At 66.5% G+C, this 16702-nt stretch carries 12 protein-coding genes and 2 rRNA genes; 2 read left to right on the forward strand and 12 right to left on the reverse strand.

The window, feature by feature from the left end; translation table 11 throughout:
* Nucleotides 1–2: 2 nt before the first annotated feature.
* From QF034_RS15660 to QF034_RS15670, 3 genes are all read right to left on the reverse strand, one after another.
* Nucleotides 3–3129, reverse strand: a 23S ribosomal RNA gene (locus QF034_RS15660).
* Nucleotides 3130–3433: 304 nt separating this feature from the next.
* Nucleotides 3434–4961, reverse strand: a 16S ribosomal RNA gene (locus tag QF034_RS15665).
* The 16S and 23S rRNA genes sit together here, the layout of an rRNA operon.
* 579 nt (nucleotides 4962–5540) lie before the next feature.
* Nucleotides 5541–6548 (reverse strand): stage II sporulation protein M, encoded by a 1008-nt coding sequence (locus QF034_RS15670; protein WP_307175543.1) that lies wholly within the window; start codon nucleotides 6546–6548, stop codon nucleotides 5541–5543.
* 129 nt (nucleotides 6549–6677) lie between these two features.
* Here QF034_RS15670 and QF034_RS15675 point away from each other — a divergent pair, with 129 nt between their 5' ends.
* Entirely contained in the window at nucleotides 6678–7694 is a 1017-nt protein-coding gene (locus QF034_RS15675; protein ID WP_307175544.1) for an RDD family protein, read from the forward strand.
* A gap of 35 nt (nucleotides 7695–7729) precedes the next feature.
* Here the strand turns inward: QF034_RS15675 and QF034_RS15680 are convergent, their stop codons facing one another.
* From QF034_RS15680 to QF034_RS15710, 7 genes are all read right to left on the reverse strand, one after another.
* On the reverse strand, nucleotides 7730–8344 hold the full coding sequence (locus tag QF034_RS15680) for a hypothetical protein (RefSeq protein WP_307175545.1): 615 nt from the start codon (nucleotides 8342–8344) through the stop codon (nucleotides 7730–7732).
* Nucleotides 8345–8478: 134 nt separating this feature from the next.
* Entirely contained in the window at nucleotides 8479–9936 is a 1458-nt protein-coding gene (gene ahcY, locus QF034_RS15685) for an adenosylhomocysteinase (protein WP_307175546.1), read from the reverse strand.
* 339 nt (nucleotides 9937–10275) lie between these two features.
* Complete coding sequence (locus QF034_RS15690) at nucleotides 10276–11256, reverse strand: cation diffusion facilitator family transporter (protein ID WP_307175547.1); 981 nt, start codon at nucleotides 11254–11256, stop codon at nucleotides 10276–10278.
* Nucleotides 11257–11410: 154 nt separating this feature from the next.
* Nucleotides 11411–12562 (reverse strand): mannose-6-phosphate isomerase, class I, encoded by a 1152-nt coding sequence (gene manA / locus QF034_RS15695; RefSeq protein WP_307175548.1) that lies wholly within the window; start codon nucleotides 12560–12562, stop codon nucleotides 11411–11413.
* A 54-nt stretch (nucleotides 12563–12616) separates the two neighbouring features.
* Nucleotides 12617–13744: an SIS domain-containing protein gene (locus tag QF034_RS15700; protein ID WP_307175549.1), complete on the reverse strand. Its 1128-nt coding sequence runs from the start codon at nucleotides 13742–13744 to the stop codon at nucleotides 12617–12619.
* A gap of 123 nt (nucleotides 13745–13867) precedes the next feature.
* Entirely contained in the window at nucleotides 13868–14041 is a 174-nt protein-coding gene (locus tag QF034_RS15705) for a Trm112 family protein (RefSeq protein ID WP_307175550.1), read from the reverse strand.
* A 111-nt stretch (nucleotides 14042–14152) separates the two neighbouring features.
* A complete protein-coding gene (locus QF034_RS15710) occupies nucleotides 14153–14578 on the reverse strand; it encodes a DUF3499 domain-containing protein (protein ID WP_086563533.1) in 426 nt (141 codons plus the stop codon).
* 294 nt (nucleotides 14579–14872) lie between these two features.
* On the opposite strand from QF034_RS15710, the gene QF034_RS15715 reads away from it, so the two are divergent.
* A complete protein-coding gene (locus tag QF034_RS15715) occupies nucleotides 14873–15322 on the forward strand; it encodes a metallopeptidase family protein (RefSeq protein ID WP_307175551.1) in 450 nt (149 codons plus the stop codon).
* Between the two features lie 35 nt (nucleotides 15323–15357).
* On the opposite strand, the gene QF034_RS15720 is transcribed toward QF034_RS15715, so the two are convergent.
* Both QF034_RS15720 and QF034_RS15725 read right to left on the reverse strand, forming a co-directional pair.
* Nucleotides 15358–15849, reverse strand: coding sequence for an NUDIX hydrolase (locus QF034_RS15720; RefSeq protein WP_307175552.1), 492 nt, complete (start codon nucleotides 15847–15849; stop codon nucleotides 15358–15360).
* A gap of 68 nt (nucleotides 15850–15917) precedes the next feature.
* A complete protein-coding gene (locus QF034_RS15725) occupies nucleotides 15918–16694 on the reverse strand; it encodes an HAD-IIB family hydrolase (protein ID WP_307179886.1) in 777 nt (258 codons plus the stop codon).
* Nucleotides 16695–16702: the final 8 nt, after the last annotated feature.

Here is a 16702-nt window from a genome sequence, read left to right on the forward strand (position 1 = left end):
CTGAGGACAAGCCCTCGGCCTATTAGTACCGGTCAACTCCACACGTTACCGTGCTTCCATATCCGGCCTATCAACCCAGTCGTCTACTGGGAGCCTTACCCTCTCTAGGAGGTGGGAGTCCTCATCTCGAAGCAGGCTTCCCGCTTAGATGCTTTCAGCGGTTATCCCTCCCGAACGTAGCCAACCAGCCATGCCCTTGGCAGAACAACTGGCACACCAGAGGTTCGTCCGTCCCGGTCCTCTCGTACTAGGGACAGCCCTTCTCAAGACTCCTACGCGCACAGCGGATAGGGACCGAACTGTCTCACGACGTTCTAAACCCACGCTCGCGTACCGCTTTAATGGGCGAACAGCCCAACCCTTGGGACCGACTCCAGCCCCAGGATGCGACGAGCCGACATCGAGGTGCCAAACCATCCCGTCGATATGGACTCTTGGGGAAGATCAGCCTGTTATCCCCGGGGTACCTTTTATCCGTTGAGCGACGGCGCTTCCACAAGCCACCGCCGGATCACTAGTCCCGACTTTCGTCCCTGCTCGACCCGTCGGTCTCACAGTCAAGCTCCCTTGTGCACTTACACTCAACACCTGATTGCCAACCAGGCTGAGGGAACCTTTGGGCGCCTCCGTTACTCTTTAGGAGGCAACCGCCCCAGTTAAACTACCCATCAGACACTGTCCCTGATCCGGATCACGGACCCAGGTTAGACATCCAGCACGACCAGACTGGTATTTCAACGACGACTCCACACTAACTGGCGTTAGCGCTTCACAGTCTCCCAGCTATCCTACACAAGCCGAACCGAACACCAATATCAAACTGTAGTAAAGGTCCCGGGGTCTTTCCGTCCTGCTGCGCGAAACGAGCATCTTTACTCGTAGTGCAATTTCACCGGGCCTATGGTTGAGACAGTCGAGAAGTCGTTACGCCATTCGTGCAGGTCGGAACTTACCCGACAAGGAATTTCGCTACCTTAGGATGGTTATAGTTACCACCGCCGTTTACTGGCGCTTAAGTTCTCAGCTTCGCCACCCCGAAGAGTGACTAACCGGTCCCCTTAACGTTCCAGCACCGGGCAGGCGTCAGTCCGTATACATCGCCTTACGGCTTCGCACGGACCTGTGTTTTTAGTAAACAGTCGCTTCTCGCTGGTCTCTGCGGCCACCCCCAGCTCAGAGCGCAAAGCTCATCACCGGATGTGGCCCCCCTTCTCCCGAAGTTACGGGGGCATTTTGCCGAGTTCCTTAACCATAGTTCACCCGAACGCCTCGGTATTCTCTACCTGACCACCTGAGTCGGTTTAGGGTACGGGCCGCCATGAAACTCGCTAGAGGCTTTTCTCGACAGCATAGGATCATCCACTTCACCACAATCGGCTCGGCATCAGGTCTCACCCTCATGTCACCCGGATTTACCTAGATGACGGGCTACACCCTTACCCCGGGACAACCACCGCCCGGGCTGGACTACCTTCCTGCGTCACCCCATCACTCACCTACTAACCGCTTGGTTCGGCGGCTCCACCACTCCCCCTCACTCCGAAGAGATCAGGGGCGGCTTCACGGCCTTAGCATCACGATGCTCGATGTTTGACGCTTCACAGCGGGTACCGGAATATCAACCGGTTATCCATCGACTACGCCTGTCGGCCTCGCCTTAGGTCCCGACTTACCCTGGGCAGATCAGCTTGACCCAGGAACCCTTAGTCAATCGGCGCACACGTTTCTCACGTGTGAATCGCTACTCATGCCTGCATTCTCACTCGTCAACCGTCCACAACTACCTTCCGGTGCTGCTTCACCCGGCAGACGACGCTCCCCTACCCATCACAGCCGGCGTTGGCCGTATATGCTGCAATGACACGACTTCGGCGGTACGCTTGAGCCCCGCTACATTGTCGGCGCGGAATCACTAGACCAGTGAGCTATTACGCACTCTTTCAAGGGTGGCTGCTTCTAAGCCAACCTCCTGGTTGTCTGTGCGACTCCACATCCTTTCCCACTTAGCGTACGCTTAGGGGCCTTAGTCGATGCTCTGGGCTGTTTCCCTCTCGACCATGGAGCTTATCCCCCACAGTCTCACTGCCGCGCTCTCACTTACCGGCATTCGGAGTTTGGCTAAGGTCAGTAACCCGGTAGGGCCCATCGCCTATCCAGTGCTCTACCTCCGGCAAGAAACACACGACGCTGCACCTAAATGCATTTCGGGGAGAACCAGCTATCACGGAGTTTGATTGGCCTTTCACCCCTAACCACAGGTCATCCCCCAGGTTTTCAACCCTGGTGGGTTCGGTCCTCCACGAAGTCTTACCTCCGCTTCAACCTGCCCATGGCTAGATCACTCCGCTTCGGGTCTTGAGCGTGCTACTAAAATCGCCCTATTCGGACTCGCTTTCGCTACGGCTTCCCCACCCGGGTTAACCTCGCAACACACCGCAAACTCGCAGGCTCATTCTTCAAAAGGCACGCAGTCACGAGAATGAAGACAAGTCTTCATTCCGACGCTCCCACGGCTTGTAGGCACACGGTTTCAGGTACTATTTCACTCCGCTCCCGCGGTACTTTTCACCATTCCCTCACGGTACTATCCGCTATCGGTCACCAGGGAATATTTAGGCTTAGCGGGTGGTCCCGCCAGATTCACACGGGATTTCTCGGGCCCCGTGCTACTTGGGTGTCTCTCAAACGAGCCGCTGACGTTTCGACTACGGGGGTCTTACCCTCTACGCCGGACCTTTCGCATGTCCTTCGCCTACATCAACGGTTTCTGACTCGTCTCATGGCCGGCAGACCATGAAAGAGAGATCCCACAACCCCGTATACGCAACCCCTGCCGGGTCTCACACGCATACGGTTTGGCCTCATCCGGTTTCGCTCGCCACTACTCCCGGAATCACGGTTGTTTTCTCTTCCTGCGGGTACTGAGATGTTTCACTTCCCCGCGTTCCCTCCACACTGCCTATGTGTTCAGCAGCGGGTGACAGCCCATGACGACTGCCGGGTTTCCCCATTCGGAAACCCCCGGATCAAAGCCTGGTTGACGACTCCCCGGGGACTATCGTGGCCTCCCACGTCCTTCATCGGTTCCTGGTGCCAAGGCATCCACCGTGCGCCCTTAAAAACTTGGCCACAGATGCTCGCGTCCACTGTGCAGTTCTCAAACAACGACCAGCCACCCGTCACAGCCCGCTTACGCGAACCTTTACCGGGGCCGGCACTGAGGAAAGTTCATTCCCTCAGACACCCAACAGCGTGCCCGACCAGCTCCCGCCCGAAGATCATGCGTTCCACGCCCTTGCGAGCAGTACTAGCAGCCTCCGACCCAGAATCCGGCCGAGTAGTCAACGTTCCACCCATGAGCAACCAGCATCAGACATTCGCTGATGTACTGGCCTCTGACCCGGACTAGGTCCGAGTGAGAAGTGCTCCTTAGAAAGGAGGTGATCCAGCCGCACCTTCCGGTACGGCTACCTTGTTACGACTTCGTCCCAATCGCCAGTCCCACCTTCGACAGCTCCCTCCCCACAAGGGGGTTGGGCCACCGGCTTCGGGTGTTACCGACTTTCGTGACGTGACGGGCGGTGTGTACAAGGCCCGGGAACGTATTCACCGCAGCAATGCTGATCTGCGATTACTAGCGACTCCGACTTCATGGGGTCGAGTTGCAGACCCCAATCCGAACTGAGACCGGCTTTTTGAGATTCGCTCCACCTCGCGGTATCGCAGCTCATTGTACCGGCCATTGTAGCACGTGTGCAGCCCAAGACATAAGGGGCATGATGACTTGACGTCGTCCCCACCTTCCTCCGAGTTGACCCCGGCGGTCTCCCGTGAGTCCCCAGCACCACAAGGGCCTGCTGGCAACACGGGACAAGGGTTGCGCTCGTTGCGGGACTTAACCCAACATCTCACGACACGAGCTGACGACAGCCATGCACCACCTGTACACCGACCACAAGGGGGACCCTGTCTCCAGGGTTTTCCGGTGTATGTCAAGCCTTGGTAAGGTTCTTCGCGTTGCGTCGAATTAAGCCACATGCTCCGCCGCTTGTGCGGGCCCCCGTCAATTCCTTTGAGTTTTAGCCTTGCGGCCGTACTCCCCAGGCGGGGCACTTAATGCGTTAGCTGCGGCACGGACAACGTGGAATGTTGCCCACACCTAGTGCCCACCGTTTACGGCGTGGACTACCAGGGTATCTAATCCTGTTCGCTCCCCACGCTTTCGCTCCTCAGCGTCAGTATCGGCCCAGAGATCCGCCTTCGCCACCGGTGTTCCTCCTGATATCTGCGCATTTCACCGCTACACCAGGAATTCCGATCTCCCCTACCGAACTCTAGCCTGCCCGTATCGACTGCAGACCCGGGGTTAAGCCCCGGGCTTTCACAACCGACGTGACAAGCCGCCTACGAGCTCTTTACGCCCAATAATTCCGGACAACGCTCGCGCCCTACGTATTACCGCGGCTGCTGGCACGTAGTTAGCCGGCGCTTCTTCTGCAGGTACCGTCACTTTCGCTTCTTCCCTGCTGAAAGAGGTTTACAACCCGAAGGCCGTCATCCCTCACGCGGCGTCGCTGCATCAGGCTTTCGCCCATTGTGCAATATTCCCCACTGCTGCCTCCCGTAGGAGTCTGGGCCGTGTCTCAGTCCCAGTGTGGCCGGTCGCCCTCTCAGGCCGGCTACCCGTCGTCGCCTTGGTGAGCCATTACCTCACCAACTAGCTGATAGGCCGCGGGCTCATCCTGCACCGCCGGAGCTTTCCACCACCAAGAGATGCCCCTAGTGGTTGTATCCGGTATTAGACCCCGTTTCCAGGGCTTGTCCCAGAGTGCAGGGCAGATTGCCCACGTGTTACTCACCCGTTCGCCACTAATCCCCACCGAAGTGGTTCATCGTTCGACTTGCATGTGTTAAGCACGCCGCCAGCGTTCGTCCTGAGCCAGGATCAAACTCTCCGTGAATGTTTTCCCGTAATCGGGATGAACACCACGAGAGCGGAACAGCCAGGCGGAATAAGCCCGGCCGTTCACAGCGTCCTCGCTGTGTTTTTTCAAAGGAACCTCGCCCCAGCAGATGCTGGAGACGGGGTATCAACATATCTGGCGTTGACTTTTGGCACGCTGTTGAGTTCTCAAGGAACGGTCGCTTCCTTTGTACTCACCCTCTCGGGCTTTCCTCCGGGCGCTTCCCTTCGGTCTTGCGTTTCCGACTCTATCAGATCTTTTCTCGACCCGATTTCCTCGGTGCTTTCCAGGTTCCCGCTTCCGCGTTTCCCTTTCCGGCGGTTCCGACTTTATCAGAAGTTTTGAGCCGGACTGACCGGCCGCTCGTTTCCGATTCATCGGGAGGTGGCTTCAATGAAATCAGCGTTTCACGAAGCAGACAGATGCTCACTGTCGCCGATCTGGGGCTGTACCCCACGTCCAGGCAACTGTTCAAATCTACCTCCCCGCATGAGCCGTGTCAATGGCTCCTGTGGGGCGAAGAGGACACTAGCAGTTGAACGGACGTGGTCGCACATCCGGTGGCCGTAGGGCCGTTCAGGCAGCTGTCGGGACGGTGGCACTGCGTTCCGATGCCTCGACGTCACCGGTGTCGCCGGCGCGGGCCGCGCGACCGCCCAGGACATAGACGTAGGCGAAGAAGGCCAGCTCGGCGGTGACTCCGATGGTGATGCGGGCCCAGGTGGGGAGGCCGGAGGGGGTGACGAAGCCTTCGATGGCGCCGGAGACGAAGAGGACCAGCGCCAGGCCGATGGCCATGCCGATGGCGGCGCGGCCCTCTTCCGCGAGAGCTGTGCGTCGTGTGCGGGGGCCTGGGTCGATGAGGGTCCAGCCGAGGCGCAGGCCGGTGCCGGCGGCCACGAAGACGGCGGTCAGTTCGAGCAGGCCGTGCGGGAGGACCAGGCCGAGGAACGTGTCGAGGCGGCCGGCCGAGGACATCAGGCCGCAGCCGATGCCCAGGTTGAGCATGTTCTGGAAGAGGATCCAGATGACAGGGAGGCCCAGGAAAACGCCCAGGATCAGGCACAGGGCCGCGGCCCAGGCGTTGTTCGTCCAGACCTGGGCGGCGAAGCTGGCGGCCGGGTGGCTGGAGTAGTACGTCTCGTACTGGCCGCCGGGGCGGGTGAGGTCACGCAGTTCGCTGGGGGCCGCGATGGAGGCCTGTACCTCGGGATGGGTGCCGATCCACCAGCCCAGGAGGGCCGCGACCGCCGTGGACAGCAGCGCGGTGGGTACCCACCAGTGGCGCGACTTGTAGACGGCGGCCGGGAAGCCGTGGGCGAGGAAACGCGTGACATCGCGCCAGGAGGCGCGGCGGGTGCCTGTCACGGCACTACGCGCGCGTGCCACGAGTTGGCTGAGCCTGCCGGTCAGCTGGGGGTCAGGGGCACTGGACTGGATCAGGGAGAGGTGCGTTGCGGCGCGTTGGTAGAGGGTGACGAGTTCGTCGGCTTCGGCACCGCTGAGGCGGCGCTGGCGGCGGAGCAGGGCTTCGAGGCGGTCCCACTCCGCTCGGTGGGCGGAGACGAAGACGTCGAGGTCCATCGGTCTGCCTGCTCCTCGGCTGTTCGTCGGCGGCTCGTCGTGGATCAGCTTGTCGTACTGCGGCGCGATGCGCCCACAGCTTGGCAGACTGGCCCCTGTCGGGGGCAGGGCAGGGGAAGGACGGCGGGCGTGAGTGAGCTGGTGACGGGCGAGGCGGTGGCGTTGGAGCTGCGCCCCGCGAGGTTGCCCAGCAGGGCGCTGGCCGTGTTGCTGGATCTTGTGGCGGCCGTGGCCGTCTACGTCGCGGTGACCATCGCGGTCGTGGTTTCCACTGCCTCGCTGGACGATGCGGCGCAGACGGCGCTGTCGATCGCGACGTTCGTTCTCGTGCTGGTGGGCGGGCCGATCGCGGTGGAGACGCTCAGTCATGGGCGCTCGCTCGGGAAGATGGCCTGCGGGCTGCGTGTGGTGCGGGACGACGGGGGGCCGATCCGGTTCCGGCATGCGTTGGTGAGGGGCTTGATCGGGGTGATCGAGATCCTCATGACCTTCGGTGTCGTCGCCTGTATCGCCTCGTTCGTGTCGGCGCGTGGACGGCGGCTCGGGGATGTGTTCGCGGGGACCCTCGTCGTCCGGGAGCGGATTCCGGTCGCGCGGACCGGCTTCGTGCCGCCTCCCCCGCCCTGGCTGGCGGGGCGGTTCTCGGGGCTCGATCTGTCTGCGGTGCCCGACGGGTTGTGGCTCGCCGTGCGTCAGTATCTGACGCGCATGCAGCAGTTGGACCCGCAGGTGGGGTGGTCCATGGCGGAGCGGCTGGCGGCGGATCTCGCGGAACGGACGGGGTCTCCGGTGCCGCAGGGTGTACCGCCGGCGGCGTATCTGGCGGCGGTCGTGCATGAACGGCAGGCGCGGGAGGCTCGGCGGGCTTTCGGGAGCGGGTCGTCCTCGTCGGCCAGTCCGGCTGCCGCGGCCGCTACGGCTGCCGATGCGACTCCGGTTGCTGGGACCGCTTCGGCTGCGGGCGCGGCGTCCGATGCATACGGACGACCGCCGGTTGTGCCGCCTGGTGCCGTGGCTCAGCCGTCCGGTGCGGCTGTGGAGTCGCCCGGTGAGGCTGTGGAGTCGGCCGGCGGTGCTCGGCCCGCGGAGTCGCCTGAGGTGCCTGCGGGTGAGCGTCCTGGGACCGGGTTCGTGCCGCCGGCGTAGGGGAGGGCGGGCTGCCCGTTCAGCGAGGGCCTGCCTCAGGTGAACACCGACGGCGGTGATTCGAGGTCTTCGAGCTCGATGCCGGGGGCCGCGAGCACCACGTCCCCGGCGATGTGCACGGAGTGCCGCTCGCCCGTGTCCAGGGCTGTGACCTGGTATTCGTCCACGGTCAGGGGGCCGTTGTCAGTGGCGTGTGCTTCTCTTTTCAGCAAGGTCCACGACTGGTCCACGGTGCGCGGGGCGAGGACCGGGTCCGTGAAGGCGACGAGGCGTACGCGGGTGCCTGCTGAGGAGGGGGTGAGGCGCAGGAGACGGGTGGTGGCGACGAGGAACGCCGGGGAGGTGCCGGTGAAGGCGTGGGCGCGCACATTGCCTTCGGTTGCGTCGGTTCCGGTGGGGTCGGTGCGGACCCAGGTGACGCCGTCGAGGGCGGCGCCGCGGACCTGCCAGGCGGCGGCGTGGAGTTCGAGGCGGATGGGGCGGCCGAGTTCGTCGAGGGTGAGGTCGACGGAGCCGTGGTGATCGCCCGAGGGGGTGGTCAGCTGGGAGACGTAGCGCCAGCCGGACGGGCCGGGGGCGCACTGGAAGTGTTCTTCTGCGAGGGGGGTGTGATCGTGCGGATCGTGAAGCGAATATCGGCCGCGGGGCATGGGGGTCCTGGGTCTTGACGGGCTGGGCCGGGTCGCTGGTCCGGCGAACGGGGCAGGCCCCCGGCACGGGGGTGCGGGGGCCTGCCTCGGCGATCTGACCGGCAGCGAACTGACCGGCAGCGGTGCTGCTCGGCTCAGTAGCGGTAGTGGTCCGGCTTGTACGGACCCTCGACCTGCACGCCGATGTACTCGGCCTGCTCGGGGCGGAGCGTGGTCAGCTTCACGCCGAGCGCGTCCAGGTGGAGGCGGGCGACCTTCTCGTCGAGGTGCTTGGGCAGCACGTAGACACCGGTCGGGTACTCGTCGGGCTTGGTGAACAGCTCGATCTGGGCCAGGGTCTGGTCCGCGAAGGAGTTGGACATCACGAACGACGGGTGGCCGGTGGCGTTGCCCAGGTTCAGCAGGCGGCCCTCGGAGAGGACGATGATCACCTTGCCGTCGGGGAAGGTCCAGGTGTGGACCTGCGGCTTGATCTCGTCCTTGACGATGCCGGGGATCTTGGCGAGGCCGGCCATGTCGATCTCGTTGTCGAAGTGGCCGATGTTGCCGACGATGGCCTGGTGCTTCATCTTGGCCATGTCGCCGGCCATGATGATGTCCTTGTTGCCGGTCGTGGTGATGAAGATGTCGGCCTTGTCGACGACCTCGTCGAGGGTCGTGACCTGGTAGCCGTCCATCGCGGCCTGGAGGGCGCAGATCGGGTCGATCTCGGTGATGATCACGCGGGCGCCCTGTCCGCGCAGGGACTCCGCGCAGCCCTTGCCCACGTCGCCGTAGCCGCAGACGACCGCGGTCTTGCCGCCGATGAGGGTGTCGGTGGCGCGGTTGATGCCGTCGACGAGCGAGTGGCGGCAGCCGTACTTGTTGTCGAACTTCGACTTGGTGACGGCGTCGTTGACGTTGATCGCCGGGAACAGGAGGGTGCCGTCGCGCTGCATCTCGTACAGGCGGTGGACACCGGTCGTGGTCTCCTCGGTCACGCCGCGGATCTCGGAGGCGAGCTGGGTCCACTTCTGCGAGCCGTCCGTGATGGTGCGGTGCAGGAGTTCGAGGATGACGCGGTGCTCGTCGGACTCGGCCGTGTCGACGGACGGGACCTTGCCGTCCTTCTCGTACTCGACGCCCTTGTGGACGAGGAGGGTGGCGTCACCGCCGTCGTCGAGGATCATGTTCGGGCCGCCGGTGGGGCTGTCCGGCCAGGTCAGCGCCTGCTCCGTGCACCACCAGTACTCCTCCAGGGTCTCGCCCTTCCAGGCGAAGACCGGGACGCCCTGCGGGTTGTCGGGCGTGCCGTTCGGGCCGACGGCGATGGCCGCGGCGGCGTGGTCCTGGGTGGAGAAGATGTTGCAGGACGCCCAGCGGACCCGCGCGCCGAGGGCGACCAGGGTCTCGATGAGGACGGCGGTCTGCACGGTCATGTGCAGGGAGCCGGTGACGCGGGCGCCGGCCAGGGGCTGCGCTTCGGCGTACTCCTTGCGGATCGCCATCAGGCCGGGCATCTCGTGCTCGGCGAGGGTGATCTCCTTGCGGCCGAACTCGGCCAGGGAGAGGTCGGCGACCTTGAAGTCCTGTCGGTTTTCGACAGTCGTCATTGCGAGCTGCTCCTCGGGGTTGGGTCGAGGTGGGTACGGCTGGTCTGCGCGGCGGCGGACACAGGGGTGCCCGAAAGAGGACACAGGCATGCCCGCGTGTGCGCAGCGCAGTCCGTCGGAGGCCCTCTCTCCCTCGGCCGGTCCGCAGTGGGACCGCCCGACCGCCATCAGCAGCGACGTCTGGCTCCGTCCCAAGCTACACCGGGGGCGCCTGCGATCCCCAGCCCGCAGGGAAACACATCGAGCCGATCCCGTGACGGGCGGGGGGCGGGGAAAGGCGGCGGGGCCCGCCGAGTGGTTCGGCGGGCCCCGTGGCCGGAGGAGTCGTGGGAGGGGGTGTCAGTGGTCGGCGGGGTGCGGGGTGGGGCCGCCGGGGCTCGCCTCGGGGTCGGGGCCCTTGGCGGCTTCGGCCTCGCTGTAGATGTCCGGCTCGAGGTAGATCACGCGGGCGATCGGGACGGCCTCGCGGATGCGGGACTCGGCGGCGTCGATGGCGGCGGCGATCTCGGTGGCCGTGTCGTCGTGCTGGACGGCGATCTTGGCGGCGACGAGGAGTTCCTCGGGGCCGAGGTGGAGGGTGCGCATGTGGATGATGCGGGTGACGGTGTCACCGTCGACGACGGCGGCCTCGATCTTCTGCCTCTCCTCGGCGCCTGCGGACTCGCCGAGGAGCAGCGACTTGGTCTCGGCGGCGAGGACCAGGGCGATCAGGATGAGCAGGACGCCGATGCAGAGGGTGCCGATGCCGTCCCAGACGCTGTCGCCGGTGAGCAGGGCGAGGCCGACGCCGCCGAGGGCGAGGACCAGACCGACGAGGGCGCCGAGGTCCTCCAGGAGGACGACCGGGAGCTCGGGGGCCTTGGCGTGGCGGACGAACTGCTTCCAGGAGCGGCCGCCGCGCAGGGTGTTGGACTCCTTGATGGCCGTGCGGAAGGAGAAGCCCTCGGCGATGATCGCGAAGACCAGGACGCCGACCGGCCAGTACCAGTGCTCCAGCTCGTGCGGGTGCTTGATCTTCTCGTAGCCCTCGTAGAGGGCGAACATGCCGCCGACCGAGAACAGGACGATGGAGACGAGGAAGGCGTAGATGTAGCGCTCGCGGCCGTAGCCGAAGGGGTGCTCCGGGGTGGCCTCGCGCTTCGCCTTCTTGCCGCCGACCAGGAGCAGTGCCTGGTTGCCGGAGTCGGCCACCGAGTGCACGGACTCGGCGAGCATCGACGACGAGCCGCTGAAGAGGAACGCCACGAACTTCGCTACCGCGATGGCGAGGTTGGCGCCCAGTGCCGCCACGATCGCCTTGGTGCCGCCTGACGCGCTCATGTGTTCGCGTTGTCCCTTCGTACGCCGTTCCAGGGCCCGGACGCTCGCCTTGGTGAGCCGCCCGTGACTTTGCCCGTGCTTGACGGTGGGCCATTGTTGCAGCCCGCTCGGGCCGCGGTGCTTCAGGTCACCAGCACAGGGGGCGTCGAAACGGTCAGGCGACGACGGTGGCCCGGAAAAGCGTTCCCGTTCCGGACACTTCGGCCTTTTCGCCGGCCGGGACGAAGACGGACCGGCCCGGGGTCAGGTCGTGCTCGCCGGCCCGTACAGTGCCGGCCGTGCAGAGCAGGATCTGCGGGGTCGCGCGGGTGAGGTCGTGCGCGCCGCCGGCCTCGGGGAGGACATAGCGGGACAGGCGGAACTCGTCGATCGGGGTCTCGTAGAGCTCCTCGCCGTCCGGGGAGGCCTCGGGGCGCAGGACGCCGGGGTCACTGGGCCGGAAGCGGACGATGCGCAGGAGCTCGGGGACGTCGACGTGCTTGGGGGTGAGGCCGCAGCGCAGGACGTTGTCGGAGTTGGCCATGATCTCGACGCCGAGGCCGTTCAGGTACGCGTGCGGGACGCCGGCGCCCAGGTAGAGGGCCTCGCCGGGCTGGAGCCGGACGTGGTTGAGCAGCATCGCGGCGATGACACCGGGGTCGCCCGGGTAGTGGTGGGCGATGTCGGCGTAGGGGGCGTAGGCGCCGCCGAGGCGGGTGCAGGCGGTGGCCGCCTCCGCGACCGTGCGGGACATCTCCTCGGGGTCGGCGGTGAGGATCGCCGTGAGGACCTCGCGCAGGGCGGCGTCCTCGGGGTGTGCGTGCAGCAGGTCGACGTACGGCTTGAGGGAGTCGATGCCGAGGTCGTCGAGCAGGCCCGCGGCGGCGAGCGGGGCGCGGAAGCCGCACAGGCCGTCGAAATCGGTGAGGGCGCAGATCAGTTCGGGCTTGTGGTTGGCGTCCTTGTAGTTGCGGTGCGGGGCGTCCACGGGGATGCCGCGGCGCTCCTCGTCCGCGTAGCCCTCCTTGGCCTGCTCCAGGTCGGGGTGGACCTGGAGGGAGAGCGGGGCGCCGGCGGCGAGGATCTTGAGGAGGAAGGGCAGGCGGGGGCCGAACCTGGCGACCGCGGCCGGGCCGAGTTCCTTCTCCGGGTCGGCGTCGATGACCTCGACGAGGGTGCCCCGGCCGGTGCGTGAGGGTGCGCCCGGGTGGGCGCCCATCCACATCTCCGCCTGCGGCTCGCCGGTCGGCTCGGTGCCGAGCAGGTGCGGGATGGCGGTGGGGGAACCCCAGGCGTAGGGGCGGATGGCGTTGTCGAGGCGGTCCATGGGGTCTCTCTGGAGGTTCGGGCGTGCGGGCGCGTCAGGGTGTCCCGGGCATGATCAGCCCCTGGAAGCGAGCGCCAGGTAAACGGCGGCGAAATCCGTGACGGCGATCAGTTCCGCGAGGGTCTCCAGTTCGCCGCCCGCCTCCGGTTCCAGTTCGCTGATCGGGGTGTCGTGGCTCAGGGCCAGGTCGCGGGCGCCGGGGGCGGCGGTGAGGCCGCCGATGGGGCGGTCGCGGAGGAGCACCACGCGCGCGTGCAGGGCGGGTGGTTCCTCGACGCGGTCGCGGAAGAAGTCGTCGGGGTCGGCGCTGGCTGCCAGGGGGCCGGCGAGCAGGGCGCTGTGTGCGGCGAGGGCCTCGGGGAGCTCGGCGACGACCGCGGGGATGCCTGACAGTTCGGCGAGCGCGGCGGCGAATCGGCGGCCTGCCGGGCCGGCCGAGGTGCCCTCGGTCCAGACGATCGGGAGGGCGTCGGCGAGTTCGGCGGCGAGGGTCTTGGCGGGGTTGCTGTAGGTGGCGATGGCGGGGCCGCAGCGTTCGGCGATGCGGTCGAGGCGGTCGGCCACCTTGCCGAGGGCGTCCGGCGGGGCGGCGAGCACACCGGTGCGGTCCAGCAGCGCGAGCAGTGGGGTGAGCAGTGCCCACAGGACGCCGGGGGCGGAGGCGGCGAGGGGCTCGTCCTGGTCGTACGGGGCGGTCGCCATGGGGACGAACAGTCCGTGCGAGCCGTTCACCGCGTCGGCGAGCGGGGAGCCGCTGGGGGCTACGGCGACGACGTTGCAGCCGCGGCGGTAGGCCTGCTCGGCGAGGAGGGACAGGCCCGGTTCGCTGCCGTCCGGGGTGGTGATGAGGAGGAGGTCGACGGAGCCGACCCAGCCGGGCAGTTCCCAGCGCAGGGCGCCCGCGGCGGAGGCGACACCGGTGGGGGCCAGCCGCGTGACCGGGCTGCCGGCGCCGGCGAGGGTGCCGAGGAGGTCGGCGGCGTGCGTGGCGGCGGCGCCCGGGCCGGCGATGAGGACGGCGCGGGGGCGGCCGTCGGGTTTGAGGTCGTTGATACCGGCCTCGGCGGAGTGACGGGCGGCCGTGCGGACGCGGGCGCCGGCTTCCGCGGCGCCGCGGAGCAGCCCGCGGTGGTCTGCCTCGGAGAGGCCCTCCGGGGAGTCGAGCAGCGATTCGTCGAGCATGGGCGGCAGCCTCCGATCGCCGGAGTCCGGTCCGGGTCCGTTTTTGGGATGTCCTACGTCGGTGCCCGCTGTGCCCGGGGTGTATGTGCACCGGGTTCACGCGGGTGTGTCTGCCCGGGCGGCCTAGGCGGGGCGGCGGGCCTCGTCGACCAGGAGGACGGGGATGCCGTCGCGGACCGGGTAGGCCAGGCCGCAGTTCTGGTCGGTGCAGAGCAGTTCGGTGTCCTGCTCCTTGAGGGGGGCGTGGCAGGCCGGGCAGGCGAGGATGTCCAGCAGGCTGGGTTCGAGGAGCGGCATCGTGTGGTGTCCTTCACGGTCAGACCAGGGAATCGACGGCTGGGGGTCAGCCTATAGCCGGGCCTGTGCGGAGGTTGAGCGGTCCCTGAAAGGGTTGAGAGCCCCGTGAGCTCAGGGTTCCGGTGAGCGCAGCACGCGGAGATGGCCGCGGCGTGTGACCTCAACCGGACCGACCGACCGCGCCCCGTCGCCTCCGTCCCCGGCTGCGCGCTGTTTGGGCCGGGCCGCCTCGCGCACGGCATTGGCAAGCGCCTCAAGATCGTCACCGCTGGGTTGGGCCGGAGCCGAACCGTCCAGAAGCCGGACGACCTCCCAGCCGCGCGGGGCGGTGAGGCGCTCGGAGTGCTCGGCGCACAGGTCGTAGCAGTGGGGTTCGGCGTAGGTGGCGAGCGGGCCGAGGACCGCGGTCGAGTCGGCGTAGACGTACGTCAGCGTCGCGACGGCGGGACGGCCGCAGGCGGTGCGCGAACAGCGACGTACAGGGCTCACGATGTTGGACGGTACCGCACTCTTGAGCGGGCCGCGACGACTCTCCACCAGGTCACTCCCCCGTGTCGTGCTGTGAAACGTCCCACACCGCCCTTCGGGCACACCCTGCTGACCTGCCCGGACAGTGTCGTCCAAGGTGTCGAACGACCTCGCAAGCGGTCAAGAGTCGTCACAAAACCCTCAATTGCCTTGTGACTGCCAGTCTCAGCGGGATACGGAATCGAGCCCAACCTTGGCTGGAATGGTCATGTAACGACATGCCGTACCGGTCGGCCGGAAGCCGTCCGTACCGCCGTGCTGTGCCGGGCGCGGGGACGCGGCTGGGACTACCCTTCAGCAGTGATGGACAAGCCCGTAACGCCCCGAGCCGCCGCCCCCGGGCCCCGCCGCCGTGATCGCCACGGGCGGGGCATGCGCGGCCCGATCGCACCGCCGCAGGTGCCGCTCGCCGCCAGCCGCGCGGAGGCGTTCGCCGATCTGGTGCAGGACTCCGTGGAGCGCCTGGAGCGGCGCTGGCCACAGCTCGCCGACATCGATTTCCTGGTGCTGGAGGTGCCGCGGCTCGACGGGCCCGGCCAGGCCTGGAACGACGAGGCGGTCCCGCTGGGCGGCACGATCACTGCCCGCGAGGGCCGCCCCGCGCGCGTGGTGGTCTACCGGCGGCCGGTCGAGATCCGCACCAAGGGCCGCGACGAGCGTGCGGCGCTGGTGCACGAGGTCGTCGTCGAGCAGGTCGCCGAGCTGCTGGGGCTGACGCCGGAGACGGTGGATCCGCGGTACGGCGAGGACTGAGCGGACGCCCGCTCCCCCGGGACGGGCAGTCGACGTCAGAGCAAGCCGAGCGCGTCCAGCCCCAAGTAGGCGAGGTCGACATCGGTGACGTCGCCCGCCCGAAGCAGCCCCCGCAGCTGCTGCGGCCGGACGCTCAGCACCTCGATGAACTCCGTGTCGTCCGGCTGCGGCGGCTGTCGGAGGGTGCAGTTGCGGGCGATCGCGCAGAACTTCACCGACGAGCTGTACGAGTCACCGAAACAGTGCCCGACCACCGCCGTGTCTCCGTGGTAGCCCGTCTCTTCCAGCAACTCGCGCTCCGCGGCGTCCAGGGGTGATTCCTCGTTGCCGACATAGCCGCCGGGCAGCTCGTAGACGAACTGACCGGGGCCTGGTCGGAACTGCCTGGTGAGGAGGATCTCCCCGGCAGGCGTCAGGGCCAGGACAGCGACGCTCGGCCGGTCCTCGCGGACGCTGAAGGTGTCCACCGAGCCCGAGGGGAGGCGGTACCTCACCTCCACCACGGAACGGCCGTACTTCTCGTACACCGTTGTACGGGACAGCTCCTGCCAGGGCGCATGAGGGCCCGGCGGCCCCACGGATGCTCCGCTTCCGGTCACCTCGGGTCCAGCGGAGCCAGCAGCGGGAGGGCCGGACGCTCGGAGTCCGACGCGAGCATGGCCTCGATGTAATCGGCGGTCTGCTCCCACCCGGTGACGGCCACGCACGGCACGCCCAGCTCCCGCACGGGGTAGTCGTTGCCGCCCTCGTCGAGTCGGTCGCCGATGAAGAGGACGTCCTCCACGCGAAGATCGAGGAACTCCAGGAGCCGTTGCACGCCGTATGCCTTGTCGATGCCCTTCTTCGTCACATCGATGGACGTGGAGCCACCGCTTCGGACTTCCAGATCGGGCAGTCGTGCCGCCACGTACTCCCTCAGGGCCCGGCGGCGGGAGCCGTCCGGGTCCCAAGCCGCCTTCGCCGTGTGCGGAGCCTGCTGGCCGAGGGCGGAAAAGGTCACCTGGCTGCCGCGATCCTCGATCACCTCGCCCCAGGTCTTCTCCGCCCACAGCCCCAGAGATTGCGCTCCCTGTGTCAGAACGCTCACGATGAGGGACTTCTCCTCGTCCGTGAGGTTCTCGCAGTAGACGTCCTGCCAGCCGCCCGATTCCCATCTCAGGTACCGCGTGCCGCAGGTCGGCATGAGATGGAGGCGCTCTGCCAGTTCGGGAGTGAGCGGCAACTCCTCCAGAACCTGCGTCTGGAACTGCTCGTAGCGGCCGCCGGAGATGATGCACACGTGCTTGTGGTTCAGGAGGCGCGTCAGACACTGGGCCATTCGTGGAGTGATCTTCGCCTTGGAGAGGGCCAGAGTGTCGTCCAAGTCGAACATCACGATGC

The organism is Streptomyces africanus, assembly GCF_030816955.1.
Taxonomy (GTDB): domain Bacteria; phylum Actinomycetota; class Actinomycetes; order Streptomycetales; family Streptomycetaceae; genus Streptomyces; species Streptomyces africanus.

Bases quoted from the DNA above. Each gene is read 5' to 3' on its own strand.
- QF034_RS15670 (WP_307175543.1), bottom strand. From the start codon at position 6,548: ATGGACCTCGACGTCTTCGTCTCCGCCCACCGAGCGGAGTGGGACCGC.
- QF034_RS15680 (WP_307175545.1), bottom strand. From the start codon at position 8,344: ATGCCCCGCGGCCGATATTCGCTTCACGATCCGCACGATCACACCCCC.
- ahcY (WP_307175546.1), bottom strand. From the start codon at position 9,936: ATGACGACTGTCGAAAACCGACAGGACTTCAAGGTCGCCGACCTCTCC.
- QF034_RS15690 (WP_307175547.1), bottom strand. From the start codon at position 11,256: ATGAGCGCGTCAGGCGGCACCAAGGCGATCGTGGCGGCACTGGGCGCC.
- manA (WP_307175548.1), bottom strand. From the start codon at position 12,562: ATGGACCGCCTCGACAACGCCATCCGCCCCTACGCCTGGGGTTCCCCC.
- QF034_RS15700 (WP_307175549.1), bottom strand. From the start codon at position 13,744: ATGCTCGACGAATCGCTGCTCGACTCCCCGGAGGGCCTCTCCGAGGCA.
- QF034_RS15705 (WP_307175550.1), bottom strand. From the start codon at position 14,041: ATGCCGCTCCTCGAACCCAGCCTGCTGGACATCCTCGCCTGCCCGGCC.
- QF034_RS15715 (WP_307175551.1), top strand. From the start codon at position 14,873: ATGGACAAGCCCGTAACGCCCCGAGCCGCCGCCCCCGGGCCCCGCCGC.
- QF034_RS15725 (WP_307179886.1), bottom strand. From the start codon at position 16,694: ATGTTCGACTTGGACGACACTCTGGCCCTCTCCAAGGCGAAGATCACT.